Raw genomic sequence first — 17,123 nt, forward strand, 5'->3', positions numbered from 1 at the left:
GTCATGGAGGTGACAGGCCAAGAACACTGGAGGAAGCACTCATGAAAGCACGAATGGGCAACCCCGCTGTCGTCGTCCCCGACGCGATGCAGACCCTGCTGAAGCTCGGCAAGGTCGTGAAGAAGTGCGGTGTGCCAGAGATCACGCTCCATCTCGTCTACCTGCGCGCGAGCCAGATCAACGGCTGCGGCGTCTGCGTCGACATGCACGCCCGCGACCTCAAGAAGGCGGGGGAGAGCGACGAGCGGCTCTGGTCGGTGGCGGGCTGGCGGGACACGCCGTACTTCACCGACGAGGAGCGGGCCGCGCTGGCGCTGGCCGAGGCCGTCACCCGGCTGGCCGACCGGCCCGAGTCGGTCTCGGACGAGATCTGGGACGCGGCGGCCGATCACTACGACGAGCAGGCGCTCGGGGCGCTGGTCCTGGCGATCTCCACGGTCAATCTGTGGAACCGGCTCAACGCCAGCACCAAGCAGGTCGCAGGCGACTGGTCCTAGAGGAGCGAGAGATGACGAACATCAAGGGCACGATGCTCCTCCCCGGTGACGAGGGGTTCGAGCAGGCGGCGAAGCCGTGGAACCTGTCGGTCGCCCAGCCGGTCGCGGCCGTGGTGGAGGCCCAGGACGCCGACGACGTGGCGGCGGTGGTCCGCCACGCCAGGCAGGCGGGACTGTCGGTGACGGCGCAGCCGAGCGGTCACGGCGCGTCGGGCGACACCGAGGGCGCGATCCTGCTGCGTACGGGCAGGCTCGACGAGGTGCGGATCAACGTGGACGAGCGGTGGGCCCGCGTGGGCGCGGGCGCCAGGTGGGGCCAGGTGCAGGCCGCCGCGGGCGCGCACGGCCTGACAGCTCTCGGGGGCAGCTCGCCCGTGGTGTCCGTGGCCGGCTACACCCTCGGCGGCGGCCTGAGCTGGTTCAGTCGCGCGTACGGCTGGGCCGCCGACAGCGTCAGGGCCTTCGAGACCGTCGACGCCGACGGCACCATGGCCAGGGTCAGCGCCGACTCCGACGCCGACCTGTTCTGGGCGCTCAGGGGCGGCGGCGGTGACTACGCGCTGGTCACCGCGATCGAGTTCGACCTCTACCCGGCTCCCGACCTCTACGGCGGGCGGATGATCTGGCACGCCGACCGCACGGCCGAGGTGCTGGACGCCTTCAGGGAGATCACCGCCGAGGCCCCGCCCGAGCTGTCGGTCTGGCTGAACCGGCTGCGCTTCCCCTCTGCGCCGCCCATGGTCGCCGTGGACGTGACCTACCTGGGCGAGAGCGCCGAGGCGCAGTCCCTGCTGAGCCGCCTCGACAAGATCGACGGGGTGATGAGCGACACGCGCGCCGACATGGCCGTGGCCGACCTGGGCGACATCGCCGCGGAGCCCAAGGATCCCGGCCCCGCGCTGTCCCGCGCGGAGCTGCTGACCGGGCTCGACGACGCGGCCGTGGAGATCCTGCTGGCCGAGCCGACCGAGCCGCTGATCAACGTCCAGCTCAGGCACCTGGGCGGGGCGCTGGCCGAGCAGGGGCAGGGAGCGGCCGCGGCCGTGGCCGAGCCCTACCTGCTCTACATGCTGGGCCTGTCGCTCAACCCGCAGCTGGCCCAGGCCGTCACCTCGGTCCAGGACAGGCTCGTCCGTGCGCTCGACGGCTACGTCAGCGGGCGCAAGGCGTACACCTTCCTGGCCCCCGGTGAGCGGGCGGCGGACGCCTTCCCCGAGGAGACGGCCGCCAGGCTGAGGGAGATCAAGCGGGCACGCGACCCGCAGCGGGTGATCCGCGCCAACTTCCCCGTTTGATCGGGCGTTGATTGGTTTGCATGCGCACCGGAGCACGCTCGAAGTCGTGGACACGCCCCGGGGGGTTCGAAAGAAACGGGGCGTGTCGCCCGGCCGGCCGTCGATGTGAGGCGGCTAGCCGTCACGTGGAGCATCCGGAAAACCGGGCCCCCTGGCGAAGCGTGACGGTCAGACGGTCGGTCGGGCCAACACGCACCGCACCCGAAAAGAGACCCGGCCTTGATCAACCATGTGTGGATGACACGTCTGGATGAGGAGTTGTACTTAGGACTCGACGACGACGGGAGCCCCGGCGAGGAGGATCTTGAGGTCCCCGGCCTCGGGAGCTCCGAGCCTGGTGAGGATGTCGAAGGCCTCGCGTAGGCAGTCGGCGCTCCTGGAGGAGTTCCCCGTGCCTCGCAGGGCCCTGCCGAGCACCGCGAGCGAGAGTCCCTCGCCGTAGGGGTGACCGATGTCGCGGCTGACGGCCAGGGCCTGCTCCGCGTGGCGCACGGCGTCGGCGAAGCGCTCGGCCGCGATGAACGTCTCGGCCAGCCTGACGCACACCCGCTGCTCCCACACCCGCTGGTTGCTCGCCCTGAAGAAGGCCAGGCACTCGGCGTGGTGGTGGACGGCCTCGTTGAGGCGTCCGACGCGCGACAGCACGATGCCGAGGTGGTAGCGGGCTCGGGCGGTGCCCGCCCCGCTGCCGATCTCGGTGAAGATGGCCAGGCCCTTCTCCGCGGCGGCGATGGCGTCGTCCGGACGGCCGAGGCCGAGATGGTCGCGGGCCGAGTAGCTGAGCACCAGCGCCTCGCCCGCCGGCACACCGTTCTCCCTGTAGAACGTGGTGGCCGCGTCGAACCAGCCGAGCGCCTCGTTGTGGCGGCGCAGCCGTCCGGAGACCACGGCCAGCGCGTTGAGCACCTCGCCCATGAGGACGCGCTCGTTACGGGTGGTGGACAGGTCGAGCACGAGCCTGAACTGCCCCTCGGCCTCGGGAAGCTTGTTGGCGCCGAACAGGGTGCGGCCGAGGACGTAACGGGCGCGCAGCTCGCTGCCCTCGTCGCCGATCTTGATGGCGGTGGCCAGGGTGGCCCTGGCGGCCAGGTCGAACTCCCGGGCGTGGGTGCCGGACTCCAGCAGCGGTTCCATGGCCACGATGAGATCGGCGGCCGGCAGCAGCTGCTCGGCGGCGCGCGAGAACTCGGCGGCCTGCCCGATCACCGCGAACAGGTTGTCGCCTTCGGAGATGAGCCAGGCCACGGCGTCGTCGGCCGAGGCGAACGTGCGCCCGCTGCCGACCACGACCAGATTGTCGGCGATCATGCTGCCTTCGTAGGCGAGCCGGTGCGCCGACTGGGCAGAGGCCAGGTAGAAGCCGAGCAGCCGCCTCAGCGCCATGGTTCTGGCCTGGGGCTGCTCGGTCTTGTCCATGGTCCGCCTGGCGAAGAGCTTGAGCAGATCGTGGAAGCGGTAGCGGCCCGGCGCGTGCGCTTCCAGGAGGCTGGCGTCCACCAGCGACTCCAGCAGGTCCTCGGTCTCGAGCGCGGGAAGCGCCAGGACCGCGGCCGCCGCCCCTGTCGAGATGTCGGGCCCGTTCGGCAGGCTGAGCAACCTGAAGGCGCGGGCCTGGGCGGCGTCGAGCTGGCCGTACCCGAGGGCGAAGGTGGCCTCCACGGCCAGGTCGCCCACGCGCAGCTCGTCGAGGCGGCGCTGCTCGTCGGCCAGGCGCGGCGCCAGCGAGGCGACCGTCCACGAGGGCCTCGCGGCCAGCCTGGCGGCGACGATCCGCACGGCCAGCGGCAGGAAGCCGCAGGCCGCGACGACGTCCATCGCCGCGGCCCGCTCGGCGGCCACCCGCTCGGGGCCCGCCACGGCGGCGAACAGCGACAGCGCCTCGTCGGGCTCCATCACGTCGAGGTCGATCAGCCTGGCCGAGGGCAGGTCGGCCAGCTTCACCCTGCTGGTGACCATCGCCGCGCACCCGGGCGAGCCAGGCAGCAGCTGGCTGACCTGCCGGGTGTCGCGCGCGTTGTCGAGCAGCACCAGGATGCGCCGGTCGGCCAGCAGCGAGCGGTAGAGGGCGGCCCGCTCGGACAGCCCCTCGGGGATGACGTCAGGGGGGATGCCGAGCGCGCGCAGGAACGCTCCGAGCGTCGACTCGGGCGCCGTCGCCTCGTCGGTGAAGCCGCGCAGGTCGGCGTAGAGCTGGCCGTCGGGGAACAGGTCGTCGCACGCGTGCGCCACGTGGACGGCGAGCGCGGTCTTGCCGACCCCGCCGATGCCGCAGATCGTCGCCACGGGGACGCTGTCGGTCTGGGTGGACAGCATCGTCCTCAGCCTGGCGACGAGTTCCCTGCGCCCGGTGAAGTCGTTGACGGCGGCGGGCAGCTGGGCGGGGCGAGGCAGGTCGTGGACGCTCTCCTGCTCCTCGGCGACGGGCTCGTCCACAGCGAGGCCGGGGTCGGCGGAGAGGATCTTCTGGTGCAGGGCGGCCAGCTCGGGCCCTGGCTCGATGCCCAGCTCCTCGATGAGGGCGTCGCGGGTGTCGGTGAACACCGCGAGCGCGTCGCCCTGCCGTCCGCACCGGTAGTAGGCCAGCATGAGCTGGGCGCGCAGCCGCTCACGCAGCGGGTGGTCGGCGGTGAGCGCGATGAGCTCGGAGACCACCGAGGCGTGCCTGCCGAGCTCCAGGTCGAGATCCATGAGCTGCTCGATCGCGCTGATGCGGCACTCGATCAGCCGGTCGCGCTGGTGTTCGGCGTAGGGGCCGACGGCTCCGGCCAGCGGCTCGCCCTCCCACAGCGCCAGAGCGGCGCGCAGGCTGTCGGCGGCCTCGGCCGGCCTGCCGGCCTTGCGCATCGACTCGGCCTCCTGGACCCCCCGCTCGAAGAGCGTCAGGTCGAGGGCGGAGGTGCGCAGCGCGTAACCCTTGCCGACGGAGGTGAGCAGCTCAGGGCGTGAGCGCGGTGAGCGATCGGGCTCGAGGACCGTGCGTAACCGCGAGACGTAGGTGCGCAGCGCGCCCAGAGCCCTCGGTGGCGCGTCCTCGCCCCACACCGCGTCGATCATCTCGGTCGGGGTGACCGCGCGACCCTCCCTGAGGAGCAGCATCGCGAGGATCGAACGCTGAAGCGGAGTGCCGAGATCGAGTTCGTCGCCCCCACGCCACGCGCGGATGGGACCGAGCACGGCGAAACGTAGTCCCTCACCAGCCATGCCTTCAGTCTCCAACGCAATGGAACAATTTGCTACCAATGATAGGTCCATGACCTCGCTCCCCATAGAGGCAGGTCACTTCGTTAACCAAAGCGTTGATTCCGCGTTGATCGGGCGTTGAGCCCTCCGGCGGATGCTTGTTCTCACAAGGGCATGACCCAGTTCAACGGGGGCGGTCGTGCCTTTCAGGCCCAGAAAGAACACCAGGCCCTGCCCGACGCAAGCGGGCAGGGCCTTCGTGTCCGAGTTCTGTTCGTAGGAACGTATTTATGCGGCTTCGACGAGACCGAGTCTCTGAGCCATCCGTTCTCGAACCATGGGCCACTCCGAGCTCAGGATCGAGTAGTAGGCGGTATCTCGGACCGTATCGTCGGCGCCTCGGCTGTCTGCCCGTCGCACACCGTCAAGGTGCGCGCCGAGAGCCTCGATCGCGGCCCGGGATCGCGTGTTGCGAACGTCTGCTTTGAGAGTGATGCGGTGGACGCCCCAGGTGTCGAAGGCCAGCGAGAGCATCAGGAACTTGCTCTCCCTGTTCACGCCTGTGCCCTGCGCCGCAGCGGAGAGCCAGGTGTAGCCGATGTCGGCGACGGAAGGGACTTCGCCCACCGCGCCACGCGTGCCCGGAGGCCAGGGCATGGGGCCCTGCCAGTACTCCAGGTGCATGAGGCGGGTGGCACCGACGACGCGGTCGGTGTGGAGCCACCGGATGGCGAAAGGCATCGTCCGGCCTTCCGCCTGCTCAGCCATAGCGGCCTCCACGTAGGAGACCATCTCTTCCCGCCCATCGGGAACACGAGTGAAGGCATACGTGGAGCGGTCTTCACTCGCCGCGGCGACGAGGTCATCGACCGCCGCGAGGCTGAGAGGTTCCAGGCGCACGAGGCGCCCGGACAGGGTGACAAAAGCGGGCATGAGCACATGATGGGGCTTGCGCGCCCCACGAGATACCAGGACTCACGGGCTATCTTTTGCAGCTTTCTGCAGTGATGCCGTTTCCCCAGGTCAAGGGGCTGATCGTAGGGCTCAGCGATCAGCCTGAGGAGCAAAGTTTGCCAAACCGATGCCTAGCCGTGCACCGGGGTTGGAAGCAGCGTCGCGCGCCGGGATCGCCGGGGCGCCGTCCGCTGCGCCGAGAGGGTGCGCAGACCCGTCGACAGGTGCTCGAGATTGGCCGCGATCCATGGCAGCGAGAGCGGGTCGGAGGAGGTCAGCGCGGTCATGCGCTCCTCGGGGCTCTCGCCGTACATGAGGCTGGTCGCCACCCTCACCCTGGCCGCCGAGGGGTCGTCCCCGAAGGCCTGTCCCGGGAGGACGGCGATGCCGTGATCGTTGAGCAGCAGCTTGGTCACCTCGACGGAGCCGCCCGCCTGGAGGTAGCCCAGATCCGGGTACAGGTAGAAGCCGCCCTGCGGGAGCGGCACACTGGCCCCGGCCGCCACGAAGGCCGCGTGGACGGCGTGCGCGACCACGCCGTGCAGCCTCCTGCTCCGCACGACGCGCTCGACCAACTCGGGCGGCTCGGTGAAGGCGTAGGTGGCCGCCTCCTGGACGGGAGCGGCGGGGGCCGACCAGATCTCGCTGGCGATCGCGAGCATCTTGCCGAGCAGGTCCTGGTTCGGCAGCCTGGCCACGCCGATGCGCCAGCCGCCGAGGGCCAGGCTCTTGCTCAGGCCCGTGGTGATCACGGTCCGCTCGGGAGCCAGGTCGGCGGGCGACAGGAACGGCGTCTGCGTGTCGTGGACGAGGTCGCGGTAGATCTCGTCGGAGATGATCGTGAGGTCGAGCTCGCGGGCGACCTCGACCAGGCGGCCGATGGTCTGCGGCGTCGCGAGCCGTCCCGTGGGGTTGTCGGGCAGTGTCACGAGCACGGAGCGGACGGTCCTGCCCTGGGAACGGGCGTGCAGCACGGCGGAGGCGACGCGATCGGGGTCGGGCGCCCCTCCCTCACCGGGGGGCGCAGGAACCATGATCGGTCTGGATCCGACCAGGTCGGCCTGTGCGGCGTAGCTGACCCAGCTCGGCTGGGTCAGCACGACGTCCCCGCCGATGGCCAGCAGCAGGCCGTACAGCAGCGACTTGCTGCCAGGCCCGCACACGACCAGGTCGGGTTCGGTGACGAGTCCCCTTCGAGTCCAGTAACCCGCCGCCGCCTTGCGCAACTCCGCGGCCCCCGCCACCGGCCCGTAGCCGTTCAGGTCGGAGGCGGCGACGAGCTTGTGGCGCAGCGCCGGGTGGACGGGCAGACCGGCCTCACCGAAGGCCAGGTGCAGCACGCGTTCCCCGGCGCGTCGTCTTCGCTCGATGTCTTCGTTGGCCGCCAAGGTGGCGGACAGTGTCACGGTCATGTTTGTCACGTTCCCAGCCTGGTTGTATGAAGGCATCAGCACAAGCGAGGCTTTTCATGGGTAGGCATAAGGAAGTCCGATGCTCGATTTTCGCCGTCTCATCTTGATCTGCGAGTTCTCCCGCAGAGGGAGCATCGCGGGGGTCGCCGAGTCGCTCGGCTACAGCCCTTCGGCGGTCTCGCAGCAACTGGCCGCGCTCGAACGCGAGACCGGCACCGCGCTGCTCGACCGCACCGCGCGCAGCGCCGAGCTGACCGACGCCGGGCGCAGGCTCGTCGCCCACGCCGAGCGGATCCTCACGATGGTGGAGGAGGCGGAGTCCGACCTGTCGGCGCAGGCCGGCACCCCCACCGGCCGGGTCGTGCTGACCGCCTTCCCGACGGCCGCCGTGGCCTTCGCGCCCGCGCTCGCCCGCTCGCTGCGCCGCCACACCGGGCTGACGCTGAGGCTCGGGCAGTCCCGCTCGGGCCGGGGCATGCGCGAGGTGCAGTCGGGTGAGGTGGACATCGCCCTCGTCGACGACTGGTACGGCAGGGCGCGCGACAGCGACTCCCTCAGGGTCTTCCCGCTCCTGCACGACCCCCTCGTCCTCGTCGTGCCGCGCAAGCACCGGCTCGCCGCCGTCGACGTGCCCATCGACCTGCGCGAACTGCGCGACGAGCCATGGATGGCCACGCCCGACGGCGAGCCGTCCCGCCTGGCCGTCGACAGGCTCTTCGCCGACGTCGGCGGCGCCAGGCCCACCCCGTGGGAGTTCGAGGGCCTCGGGACGATCCTCTCCCTGGTGGCCAAGGGCATCGGCATCGCCGCCGTGCCCGCGCTGGCGCTGGCGGCGGGCGTGCGCGGCATCGCCGTCAGGGAGTTCCCAGGCTCTCCCGTCGGACGCGACGTGAACGCCGTCGCCAGGGGCTCCAGCGTCCACCGTCCGTCGGTGTCGGTGACGCTGCGCGCCATCCACGTGGCCGCCCGCCTCCTCGCCGCCGATCTGGAGCCCGTACGGCTGGCGCACCGGTAGCCTTCGGTGCCGTGGCTCCCACGTACTCCATCGAGACGCTCCTGTCAGGACCGCGCGGGAAGATCGTCGCGGGCATCGACGAGGTCGGCCGCGGCGCATGGGCGGGCCCTGTCACCGTCTGCGCCGTCGTGACCGACCTGTCGCCGCCACCGGCCGGCCTGACCGACTCCAAGCAGCTGTCCGCCGCTCGCAGGGCCGCCCTGGTGCCGCTGCTGGAGTCGTGGGCGCGCGGCATCGGCTACGGCGAGGCGTCCCACACCGAGATCGACACGGTGGGGATGACAGAGGCGCTGCGCCGAGCCGCTCATCGGGCCCTGGAGGCGCTGCCCGTGCGGCCCGACGTGGTGATCCTGGACGGCTCGCACGACTACATCGGCTCGCCGTGGCCGGTCCGCCTGGAGGTGAAGGGGGACCAGGCGTCGATCTCGGTGGCGGCGGCCTCGGTGCTGGCCAAGGAGCGACGCGACGCGTACATGGCGACGATCGGGTGCGAGGAGTACGGCTTCGGCGAGAACGCGGGGTATCCGTCGCCCGTGCACCAGGGCGCCTTGGCGACGCATGGACCCACGGCGCACCATCGGCTCTCGTGGTCGTACCTGGACGACCTCCCGCAGTGGCGCCACCTCAAGATCCACCGAGACGCGGCGGTCGGCGAGGGCCAGATCTCCCTCTTCGGCTAGTTGGGACAGACCAGTTCGATGGTGGGGAAGTAGGTTCTGAAGCGCTCGACGTCACGTGTGAGACCCTGTCTCGACCTTCAAGAATCGGTCAGTATCGGTAAGGTGCGGATCGGGATATTTCTGATCGCTGCCCAGTTTCCGGGCATGCACCCAGGTCAGGTGCTGCGGGACACGGTCGAGGCGGTCGTGGCGGCAGAGGAGGCGGGGTTCGACGACGCGTGGATCGCCGAGCACCACTTCATGTCCTACGGCGTGTGCCCCTCGGCGATCACGATGGCCGCGATGGCGCTCGGGCGGACCTCGCGCATCCACCTCGGGACGGCCGTGAGCGTGCTGTCCACCCAGCACCCGGTGGCGCTGGCCGAGCAGGCGGCGATGCTGCACCACCTGTCGGGCGGACGGTTCGCCTTGGGTGTCGGCAGGGGCGGCCCCTGGGTGGATCTGGAGGTGTTCGGCACCGGGCTGCCGAGGTTCGAGCGGGGGTTGGCCGAGTCCCTGGACGTCCTGTGCGCGGCGCTGGGCCGCGACCGGGTCTCGGCGGAGGGGGAGTTCTTCGCCTTCCGCGAGGTGGCGATGGTCCCGTCGGCGCGGATGACTCCCGTGGTGGCGTGCACGTCGCAGGAGACGACCCGGCTGGCGGCCGAACGCGGCCTGCCGATGCTGCTCGGCATGCACATCGACGACGAGGAGAAGGCGGCGGCCGTCGCTTCCTATGAGGCGACCCGCCGCTCGACGCTCTCGGGCGGCGGCCTGGGGGAGGGCGACGGCGTCGCGCATGTGGCCGCGGCCGTGGGGTTCGTGGGGGACAGCACCGCGCGGGCCGTACGGGAGCTGCGCGAGGCGATGCCGCGGTGGCTCGAGCCCGGGCTGGCCGGATACGTGCCGGTGGACGGCAGGGCGCGGCCGGTGCGGGAGGTCGGGAAGTACGTGGAGTTCCTGACGGAGGTGCATCCGGTCGGCGACGCCGATCACTGCGTCGCGGCGATCGAGCGGACCAGGGAGGCCACCGGGATCGAGCATCTCGTCCTGATGGTCGAGGGCGCGGGAGACACGGCCCGCACCCTCGAGAACATCAGGCGCCTGGGCGCCGAGGTGCTACCGAGGCTCAGCAGTCGACGAGCTCGGGACTCTGGTTGAGGATCTGCGCCCTCGGGGTGACGAACTCGCGCAGGGCTTCGGTGGCGGCCGGGTCGAACACCGCGACCCTGTGGCAGTTCTGGAAGGCGAGCCGTACCCCGAAGTGACGTTCGAGGGCGCCGCGCATCGAGTCGCTCGCCAGGCAGCGAAGGAGCTGGCCGCGGGCCTCCTCGTCGGGCGGCGGGGTGTGGTTGTCGGTGAACTCGGCGCCTGAGTGCTCACGCTGCTTGACCAGCTCGCTGATCATCGACCAGGCGTAGGGCAGGGAGTCGCGGACGCAGGCGACGAAGGCCGCGTCGTCCACGTGTCCGGCCTTGGCCTGTTCGAGTAGATCGTTCGGAACGGTCAGCGACATGCTGTCTCCTCTCAAAGGGAACTACTTGACGCTAGGTGGGGAGTCGGGAGTGCTCCAGATGGCTTAAGGGCGACAGTCGAGTGACGCGGGGCCGTACACGAAGCCGGGATCGATCTGCGCGGACAGGTCGAGCCCCGTGCGCTCGTTGGCCCAGGCGCGGGCGTTGCGCAGGTGGAACTCCGCCGCCTGGTGGCCGAAGCGAACCCAGTCCTTCTCGCGCGAGTCGACCGCCTTGACCAGCACCGACAGCGCCTCGGCGTTGGCGGGCTCCAGGTCGTCGAGGGTGAAGGGGCGGCCCTGCTCCATGGCGCGGACCGCCGTGGAGTGCTCCATCCAGGTCAGCAGGTCGTCGCCGACGTGCTCGCGCAGGAACTCCACGTCGTCGGGTCCGTGCACCTTGTTGCCGACCACCGCGATGGGGACGTCGTAGTCGGCGGCGTACTCGCGGTACTGCCGGTAGACGCTCACGCCCTGCCTGGTCGGCTCCGCGACGAGGAACGTCAGGTCGAACCTGGTGAACAGGCCGGAGGCGAAGGAGTCGGCACCGGCGGTCATGTCCACGACCACGTACTCGCCGTGCCCGTCGACCAGGTGGTTGAGCAGCAGCTCCACCGCGCCGACCTTGGAGTGGTAGCAGGCCACGCCGAGGTCGTCCTCGCTGAAGGGCCCGGTGGCCATGAGGCGCGGCCCCTCGGGGGTCCGCACGGTGTACGGCAGGTCGTCGAAGCGAAGGATGCGGGAGCCGCGCCCCGGCGGGGTCGTCTTGACCATCGCCTCGGCGCTCGCGATCAGGGGGTTGGAGCCGCGCAGCAGCTCCTTGATCTCCGTGAGGTGCGCGCCGAGCGGCTCGGGCGCCTCCTCAAGGCCGAGCACCAGCGCCAGGTGCTGGTTGATGTCGGCGTCGACGGCGACCACGGGGTCGCCCAGACTCGCCACGTATCTCGCGAACAGTGCGGACACCGTGGTCTTGCCGCTGCCGCCCTTGCCAACGAACGCCACTCTCACGTCGACGATCCCATCTGAGTATGAAAACCGTTTCCGATTGAGCATGGCACAGCGGAGCGCGGGAGGCGGCCCGGATGCCGAAGGATTTTGCCGAACCGGCGAACAACCCACGGCGAACCCTGGCGCTGCTCTGTCCGTCTCGAGTGACAAACTCGTGAGCCGTTCACGGTTAGGGGGTGGCGCGGGAGGTGACGATCTGGGCGAAGGTGATCTCGGTGAGCAGGCGCTCCTCGTGTTCGCGTAGCGCGGTCCACAGCTCGGCGAGCGGCTGCGCCACCCCCGGGTAGTCGCCGTGCTCGTGCCGTCCCTCGATCAGCAGGATCACCTCCGCCAGCGTGATCTCGTCGGCGGGCCTGGCGAGCCAGTACCCGCCTTCGGGTCCGCGCTGGCTGCGGATGAGTCCCGCTCTGCGGAGTGGGAGCAGGATGTTGTCGAGGAACTTGCGGGGGATGCCCTGCACGGTGGCGATCCGTTCGGCGGGGACAGGCCCTGGTGGCGCCGCGGCCAGCTCGGTCAGCGCCCGCAACGCGTACTGGGTTCGCGCGGACAGATGCATCAGCCTGCCCGCAGGCCCCAGCGGCGGCGCAGGGCGTTGTCGCCGGTCTCGAAGAGCAGGTCGATGACGATGCCGAGCACCAGGACGACGATCATCGTGGCCAGGAGGCCCGCCGAGTCGGCCAGTTCCCTGGCGTAGTGGAGCTGTTCGCCGAGCGAGGGCTGGTTGGCGATGATGACCACGATCTCGCCCGCCATCAGCGACCGCCAGGCGAAGGCCCAGCCCTGCTTGAGGCCGGCGAGGAACGACGGCAGGGACGCGGGCAGGATCACGTGCAGGTAGAGCTGGAGCCTGCGGAAGCCGAGCACGTGTCCCGCGCGTAGGAGGAGCGGCGGGGTGTAGTCGACGCCGGTGATGAGGCCGTTGGCGATGGAGGGTGCGGCTCCGAGGATCACCACGAAGATGATGGCGCTCTCGCTCAGCTTGAACAGCAGGATCGCCAGGGGGAACCAGGCGATCGACGGCATGGTCTGCAGGCCGGTGATGAGCGAGCCGAAGGCGGCCCGCAGCACCTTGATCCTGGAGACGAGCGCACCGACGATCAGCCCGATCAGGACGGCGGCGGCGAAGCCGGTGACCGCGCGGCGCATGGTGACCCCGACGGCCTGCCAGAACTCGGCGGTGCCGAGGCGCTCGTACAGGACAGGGAAGACCTCCGTGGGGCCGGCGAAGACCCAGGGCTCCCAGAACCCGGCCCAGACCACGCCCTGCCAGATGGCCAGCACGATGCCGACGGCGAGGGTGATCGGCCACAACCTGGCCCAGAGGCGGGTGACGAGGTGGCGGCGTCGCTTCTCCTGGATCTCGAGGGCGTCGAGACCGGCCAGCTGGGCCGCGTGCGTGTCGGTGCTCACGAGCGCGCTCCTCCGTTCCGCGCCGAGGCGGTCTCCGCCGGATGGTTCCGCGCCGAAACGGTCCCTTCCGTGTGGTTCTGTGCCGAAGCCGTCTCAGCCGAAGCCGTCTCCGCCGAGGCGGTCTCCGCCGGAGGCGTGGCCGTCTGTTCGGCGGAAGGCTGTGGGGAGGGTTCGGCGGGGCGGGCGGCGGAGGTCCTGCCTGAGGTCTCCGCGTGGCGGGCGACCTCCTGCTTGAGCTGGTCGGTGATGCGGGCGGCCAGCGTCGCCACCTCCGCCGAGTCCGTACGGCGAGGCCGCGCCAACCGCACGGGGAACTCCTCGACGACCTTGCCGGGCCTGCTGCTCAGCAGCACGACCCGGTCGCCAAGCCGTACGGCCTCGCGGACGTTGTGGGTGACGAACAGGACCGACAGCTCCCGCTCGCGCCAGATCCGCTCCAGCTCGTCGTGCAGCAGGTCGCGGGTCATGGCGTCGAGCGCGCCGAACGGCTCGTCCATGAGCAGCACGTCGGCGTCCTGGGCCAGCGAGCGGGCCAGGGCGACGCGCTGGCGCATGCCGCCGGACAGTTCGTGGGGCCGCTTCCTGCCGAAGCCGCCCAGGTGGACCATCTCCAGGAACTCCTCCGCCCTGGCGCGCCGCTCGCGCCTGGGCAGCTCCCTCATCGCCATCTCGACGTTGGCGGCGACGGTGAGCCAGGGGAACAGCGCGGGCTCCTGGAACATCATCGCGACCCTGCGGCCCGTCGTGGTGATCTGGCCCGCCGTGGGCTCGTCGAGCCCGGCGACGAGCGAGAGCAGCGTGCTCTTGCCGCAGCCGGAGGCGCCCAGGAGGCAGACGAACTCACCTGGGGCGACGCTCAGCCCGACCCTGTCGAGCGCGAGCAGGTCGCCGTAGCGCTTGGAGACTGCATCGAGTCGTACCGCGACCTGGCGGTCCACCTGGACGGTCACCTCACTTGTCCTTGATCGACTGCTGGCCCTTGGCGGCCAGGACCTCGTTGAGGGTCTTCAGGGCGTAGATGCCGTTGAGGTCGACGGGCTTGAGCAGACCGACCTTCACGGCGTGGTCCGCGCTGCCGGTGAGCGAGGAGGCGATCGGGTCGTTGGTGAAGGTGATGTTCTTGAACGCGCTGGCCAGCACCTCGGGCTTGAGCGGCTTGCCGGTCAGCCTCTGGACGGAGGCGTTGACGACCTTGGCAGCGGCGTCGGGGTCGGCGTTGATCTCCTGAGTGGACTGCACGTGCGCCTCGACGAGCTTCTTGAGCAGGTCGGGGTTGGCCTTGGCCCACTCCTGGCGGACGATCAGGTGGGTGATCACAAACTGCTTGCCGGGCCAGAGCTCGCGCTCGTCCTGAAGGATCTTGCCCTTGCTCTCGATGACCAGGCGGCTGGCGAACGGCTCGGGCACCCACGCGCCGTCGATGTCGCCGGTGGCGAAGGTCTGGAGCGTCTGGGAGTTCTCCTGCGGGACGATGCTGACCTCGCCGCCGCCCTTGGTGTCGGTCTTGATGCCCTTCTCCAGCAGCCAGTGCCGCAGGGCCACGTCCTGGGTGTTGCCGAGCTGCGGCGTGGCGATCTTCTTGCCTTTGAGGTCCTCGACGGAGTTGATCTCCGGCTTGACGACGAGGAAGACGCCGCCCGAGGCGGCGCCAGCGACGATGTTGATCGCCTTGCCCTTGGACTTCTCCCAGGCGTTGATGGCCGGGTTCGGGCCGATGTAGGTGGCGTCGACCGCGCCGGAGAAGACCGCCTCGATGGCGGCGGGTCCCGCGTTGAACGTGCTGGTCGTCACGGGGACGCCGAGCGACTTGGCGTACAGGTCCTTCTCGATGCTGTAGAGCGCCGTGGCGTGCGTGATGTTGGGGAAGTAGCCCAGGCGCACCTGCCTGTTCTCGGCCGAGGATGCGCTGGGGGAGGACCCGCAGGCAGCCGCGAGCGTGGTCACAGCAAGTACGGCGACAGCGGCGGCAAGCCTCTTCATCACTACTCCCAATTTCCTACTTAATAAGTCGGCTATGTGTACATCAAAACCCCTTGGATTCATCTCGTCAAGTGCGCATAGGGTGACGGGCCATGGACCGTCAACTGATCAGTCACTTCGCTCACGCCGACCACCAGATCGCCGCGCCGGTCTCTGAGGCCCACCTCGACCGGCTGCTGCGCCGGGCCAGGCTGCCCGAGGGCGCGCGCGTCCTCGACCTCGGCTGCGGTGAGGGTTTCTGGCTCGTCAGGCTGCTGGAGATGTACGGCGACGCCACCGGCGACGGCGTCGACATCTCCCAGACCGCCCTCGACGCCGCGCGGGCCGCCGCCACCGCGAAGGGCGTGGCCGACAGGCTCGGGCTGCACCTGGTGTCCGCGACGGACTTCAGCCCGGCCGAGCCGTACGACCTGGTGCTCTGCGTGGGCTCCACGCACGCCTTCGACGGGCTGACGCCGACGCTGGAGCAGATCAGGAAGTTCCTCAAGCCTGGCGGGCTCGCGCTGGTCGGTGAGGGGTTCTACGAGCAGCAGCCGAGCGAGGAGCTGCGCGCCGAGATCGGCGACTACGAGGACCTGGCCCGCACGGTCGCCAGGGCCGAGGCCTCCGGCTTCCGCACCGTGTACGCCCACACCAGCGAACTGGGCGAGTGGGACGAGTACGAGTGGTCGTGGACGGGCTCGCTGCTGCGCTGGGCGCTGGCGAACCCGGGTCCCGACGGTGAGCAGGCCAGGGCCGCGGCGCTGGAGCACCGCGAGATGTGGCTGAACGGCTACAGGGGCGTGCTCGGCTTCGTCACGCTGTTGCTAGCCGCAGACCTGGTCGAGTGAGATCGGCCCCTGCGGGCTGGGGGTCGCGCTGGGGGTCGAGCCGGGGGTCGAGCTGGGCTTGGCCGTGGCCGGCTTGGGGCCGGTCGGCCTGTCCTCCAGCGCGTCGGCCACCTTGTCCCTGATCAGGTTCCAGTCGGGGTCGGCGGTGCTGATCAGGGGCGGCACGAACTGCAGGCTTCTGATGTGGGTGCCCTTGACCTTCTGACCGAGGTCGACCAGGGCGGGCAGCAGGTCCTGAGGGATGTCGGTGGAGATCGCCCGCTTGGTGGCGGTGGCGAGACGCTCGAAGCTGTTGAGCAGCGTCACCGGGTCGGCCTGCTGGGCCACCGCGTTGAGCAGGCACTTCTGACGGCCCATGCGGACGTAGTCGTCGCTGTTGGTGCGCGAGCGGCCGTACCAGAGCGCCTCCGCGCCCGACAGCTTGCGGGTGCCCGCGGGCAGGAGGCCCTCGTTGTACTTGCCGTAGACGATGGGCTCGTTGATGGTGATCTTCACCCCGCCCATGGCGTCGATCATCTCGGCGAAGCCGGCCATGTCGACCATGGCGTAGTAGCGCACGGGGATGCCGAGGATGTCGCTGACGGTCTCCTTGAGCAGGGTGGAGCCGCGATGGCCGGCCCGTACGCCCGGCACCATCTCGGGGTGGTCCTCGGCGTACTGGTAGACCTCGTTGAGCAGGCCGGGGGTCTGGGGACCCTCGCCGGTGAACCCGTAGGGGAAGCGCTCGCGGGCGGGGCCCTTGGGCAGCTGGACCTGCTCCAGGTTGCGCGGCAGGCTGAACAGCGTGGTCGCGCCCGTGGCGGTGTCGACGCTGGCCACCGTCATGCTGTCGGTCCTGACGCCGACCCTGTTCGCGGCCGCGTCGGCGCCGACCAGCAGGATGTTGACGCGAGGGGCGCCGTTCCACGGGTCCATGGCGACCACGGGCGTCGTGCTGGTGGCCGAGAAGACGCTGCTCACCACGTCATGGGAGACGTAGGCCAGGCGGGTGGCCCAGGCGCTCGGCGCGATGATCAGCAGGCAGAGCAGCCCTGCGGTGGCGGCGGCCGCGCTGCGGCCCGCGGTGGCCGGCCTGACCAGCCAGAAGGACCAGAGGATCACCACCGACCAGATGACGGCGATCGAGGCGATGGCGATGGTGAGCCCCATGAGCCACGAGGGCCTGACGGCCAGCGAGAGCAGCTGACCCCTGAACGCCGTGGCCAGCGTGATGATGAACGCGACCACCACGAGGTAGAGGGTCATGAGCGCGAAACCGGTGCGCTGCCGTCCTGTGGCGATGTGCGCCACCCCCCACAAAACGGCAGAGCCGATCGTCAGACCGATGCTCTCGCCTGTACGGAAGTCACGCTCTTCGCCAACCATCCACATCC

15 protein-coding genes and 1 pseudogene are annotated in these 17,123 nt (G+C 70.2%); 6 read left to right on the forward strand and 10 right to left on the reverse strand.

Going from position 1 to position 17,123, the window contains the following annotated elements:
* Positions 1–41 precede the first annotated feature (41 nt).
* The gene (locus ABFX50_RS28350; protein WP_346150406.1) at positions 42–497 is read left to right on the forward strand and encodes a carboxymuconolactone decarboxylase family protein; all 456 of its coding nucleotides are present in this window, start codon (positions 42–44) and stop codon (positions 495–497) included.
* Between the two features lie 11 nt (positions 498–508).
* A complete protein-coding gene (locus ABFX50_RS28355) occupies positions 509–1,792 on the forward strand; it encodes an FAD-binding oxidoreductase (protein WP_346150408.1) in 1,284 nt (427 codons plus the stop codon).
* A gap of 264 nt (positions 1,793–2,056) precedes the next feature.
* On the opposite strand, the gene ABFX50_RS28360 is transcribed toward ABFX50_RS28355, so the two are convergent.
* The 3 genes from ABFX50_RS28360 to ABFX50_RS28370 form a co-directional block, all read right to left on the reverse strand.
* The gene (locus ABFX50_RS28360; protein ID WP_346150410.1) at positions 2,057–4,993 is read right to left on the reverse strand and encodes an AfsR/SARP family transcriptional regulator; all 2,937 of its coding nucleotides are present in this window, start codon (positions 4,991–4,993) and stop codon (positions 2,057–2,059) included.
* 267 nt (positions 4,994–5,260) lie between these two features.
* The gene (locus tag ABFX50_RS28365; protein WP_183653411.1) at positions 5,261–5,905 is read right to left on the reverse strand and encodes a GNAT family N-acetyltransferase; all 645 of its coding nucleotides are present in this window, start codon (positions 5,903–5,905) and stop codon (positions 5,261–5,263) included.
* A 152-nt stretch (positions 5,906–6,057) separates the two neighbouring features.
* A complete protein-coding gene (locus ABFX50_RS28370) occupies positions 6,058–7,338 on the reverse strand; it encodes a pyridoxal phosphate-dependent aminotransferase (protein WP_346150413.1) in 1,281 nt (426 codons plus the stop codon).
* Between the two features lie 79 nt (positions 7,339–7,417).
* Between ABFX50_RS28370 and ABFX50_RS28375 the strand changes: the two genes are divergently transcribed.
* The 3 genes from ABFX50_RS28375 to ABFX50_RS28385 all read left to right on the forward strand — a co-directional run bounded on the left by ABFX50_RS28375 (position 7,418) and on the right by ABFX50_RS28385 (position 10,170).
* Positions 7,418–8,353: a LysR family transcriptional regulator gene (locus tag ABFX50_RS28375; RefSeq protein ID WP_346150415.1), complete on the forward strand. Its 936-nt coding sequence runs from the start codon at positions 7,418–7,420 to the stop codon at positions 8,351–8,353.
* An 11-nt stretch (positions 8,354–8,364) separates the two neighbouring features.
* On the forward strand, positions 8,365–9,033 hold the full coding sequence (locus ABFX50_RS28380) for a ribonuclease HII (RefSeq protein ID WP_183653420.1): 669 nt from the start codon (positions 8,365–8,367) through the stop codon (positions 9,031–9,033).
* 102 nt (positions 9,034–9,135) lie between these two features.
* A complete protein-coding gene (locus tag ABFX50_RS28385) occupies positions 9,136–10,170 on the forward strand; it encodes an LLM class flavin-dependent oxidoreductase (RefSeq protein WP_346150417.1) in 1,035 nt (344 codons plus the stop codon).
* Here ABFX50_RS28385 and ABFX50_RS28390 read toward each other — a convergent pair.
* The 6 genes and pseudogenes from ABFX50_RS28390 to ABFX50_RS28415 form a co-directional block, all read right to left on the reverse strand.
* Positions 10,139–10,525, reverse strand: a complete 387-nt coding sequence (locus tag ABFX50_RS28390; RefSeq protein ID WP_183653426.1) for an SCO5389 family protein — start codon at positions 10,523–10,525, stop codon at positions 10,139–10,141. The two genes, ABFX50_RS28385 and ABFX50_RS28390, sit on opposite strands and share 32 nt — an antisense overlap.
* 63 nt (positions 10,526–10,588) lie before the next feature.
* Positions 10,589–11,530 (reverse strand): ATP-binding protein, encoded by a 942-nt coding sequence (locus ABFX50_RS28395; RefSeq protein ID WP_346150419.1) that lies wholly within the window; start codon positions 11,528–11,530, stop codon positions 10,589–10,591.
* 169 nt (positions 11,531–11,699) lie between these two features.
* Positions 11,700–12,086: an RrF2 family transcriptional regulator gene (locus ABFX50_RS28400; RefSeq protein ID WP_346150421.1), complete on the reverse strand. Its 387-nt coding sequence runs from the start codon at positions 12,084–12,086 to the stop codon at positions 11,700–11,702.
* Positions 12,086–12,940: an ABC transporter permease gene (locus tag ABFX50_RS28405; RefSeq protein WP_346150423.1), complete on the reverse strand. Its 855-nt coding sequence runs from the start codon at positions 12,938–12,940 to the stop codon at positions 12,086–12,088. Before ABFX50_RS28405 ends, ABFX50_RS28400 begins: the two co-directional genes overlap by 1 nt.
* A gap of 209 nt (positions 12,941–13,149) precedes the next feature.
* Positions 13,150–13,890 (reverse strand): annotated as a pseudogene (locus tag ABFX50_RS28410) (ABC transporter ATP-binding protein); the annotation flags it as partial.
* A gap of 1 nt (position 13,891) precedes the next feature.
* Positions 13,892–14,920, reverse strand: coding sequence for an ABC transporter substrate-binding protein (locus ABFX50_RS28415; RefSeq protein WP_346150425.1), 1,029 nt, complete (start codon positions 14,918–14,920; stop codon positions 13,892–13,894).
* 92 nt (positions 14,921–15,012) lie between these two features.
* Here ABFX50_RS28415 and ABFX50_RS28420 point away from each other — a divergent pair, with 92 nt between their 5' ends.
* Positions 15,013–15,750 (forward strand): SAM-dependent methyltransferase, encoded by a 738-nt coding sequence (locus ABFX50_RS28420; protein ID WP_346150427.1) that lies wholly within the window; start codon positions 15,013–15,015, stop codon positions 15,748–15,750.
* Here ABFX50_RS28420 and ABFX50_RS28425 read toward each other — a convergent pair.
* Positions 15,727–17,121 carry an LCP family protein gene (locus tag ABFX50_RS28425; protein ID WP_346150429.1) on the reverse strand — a complete coding sequence of 465 codons (1,395 nt, stop codon included), beginning with the start codon at positions 17,119–17,121 and terminating at the stop codon, positions 15,727–15,729. The two genes, ABFX50_RS28420 and ABFX50_RS28425, sit on opposite strands and share 24 nt — an antisense overlap.
* Positions 17,122–17,123 lie beyond the last annotated feature (2 nt).

It is taken from the genome of Nonomuraea recticatena, from assembly GCF_039533245.1.
Lineage (GTDB): Bacteria > Actinomycetota > Actinomycetes > Streptosporangiales > Streptosporangiaceae > Nonomuraea > Nonomuraea roseola.

Coding starts and splice junctions, on each gene's coding strand:
- ABFX50_RS28350 (WP_346150406.1), top strand. CDS start 42: ATGAAAGCACGAATGGGCAACCCCGCTGTCGTCGTCCCCGACGCGATG.
- ABFX50_RS28355 (WP_346150408.1), top strand. CDS start 509: ATGACGAACATCAAGGGCACGATGCTCCTCCCCGGTGACGAGGGGTTC.
- ABFX50_RS28360 (WP_346150410.1), bottom strand. CDS start 4,993: ATGGCTGGTGAGGGACTACGTTTCGCCGTGCTCGGTCCCATCCGCGCG.
- ABFX50_RS28365 (WP_183653411.1), bottom strand. CDS start 5,905: ATGCCCGCTTTTGTCACCCTGTCCGGGCGCCTCGTGCGCCTGGAACCT.
- ABFX50_RS28370 (WP_346150413.1), bottom strand. CDS start 7,338: ATGACCGTGACACTGTCCGCCACCTTGGCGGCCAACGAAGACATCGAG.
- ABFX50_RS28375 (WP_346150415.1), top strand. CDS start 7,418: ATGCTCGATTTTCGCCGTCTCATCTTGATCTGCGAGTTCTCCCGCAGA.
- ABFX50_RS28390 (WP_183653426.1), bottom strand. CDS start 10,525: ATGTCGCTGACCGTTCCGAACGATCTACTCGAACAGGCCAAGGCCGGA.
- ABFX50_RS28400 (WP_346150421.1), bottom strand. CDS start 12,086: ATGCATCTGTCCGCGCGAACCCAGTACGCGTTGCGGGCGCTGACCGAG.
- ABFX50_RS28415 (WP_346150425.1), bottom strand. CDS start 14,920: ATGAAGAGGCTTGCCGCCGCTGTCGCCGTACTTGCTGTGACCACGCTC.
- ABFX50_RS28420 (WP_346150427.1), top strand. CDS start 15,013: ATGGACCGTCAACTGATCAGTCACTTCGCTCACGCCGACCACCAGATC.
- ABFX50_RS28425 (WP_346150429.1), bottom strand. CDS start 17,121: ATGTGGATGGTTGGCGAAGAGCGTGACTTCCGTACAGGCGAGAGCATC.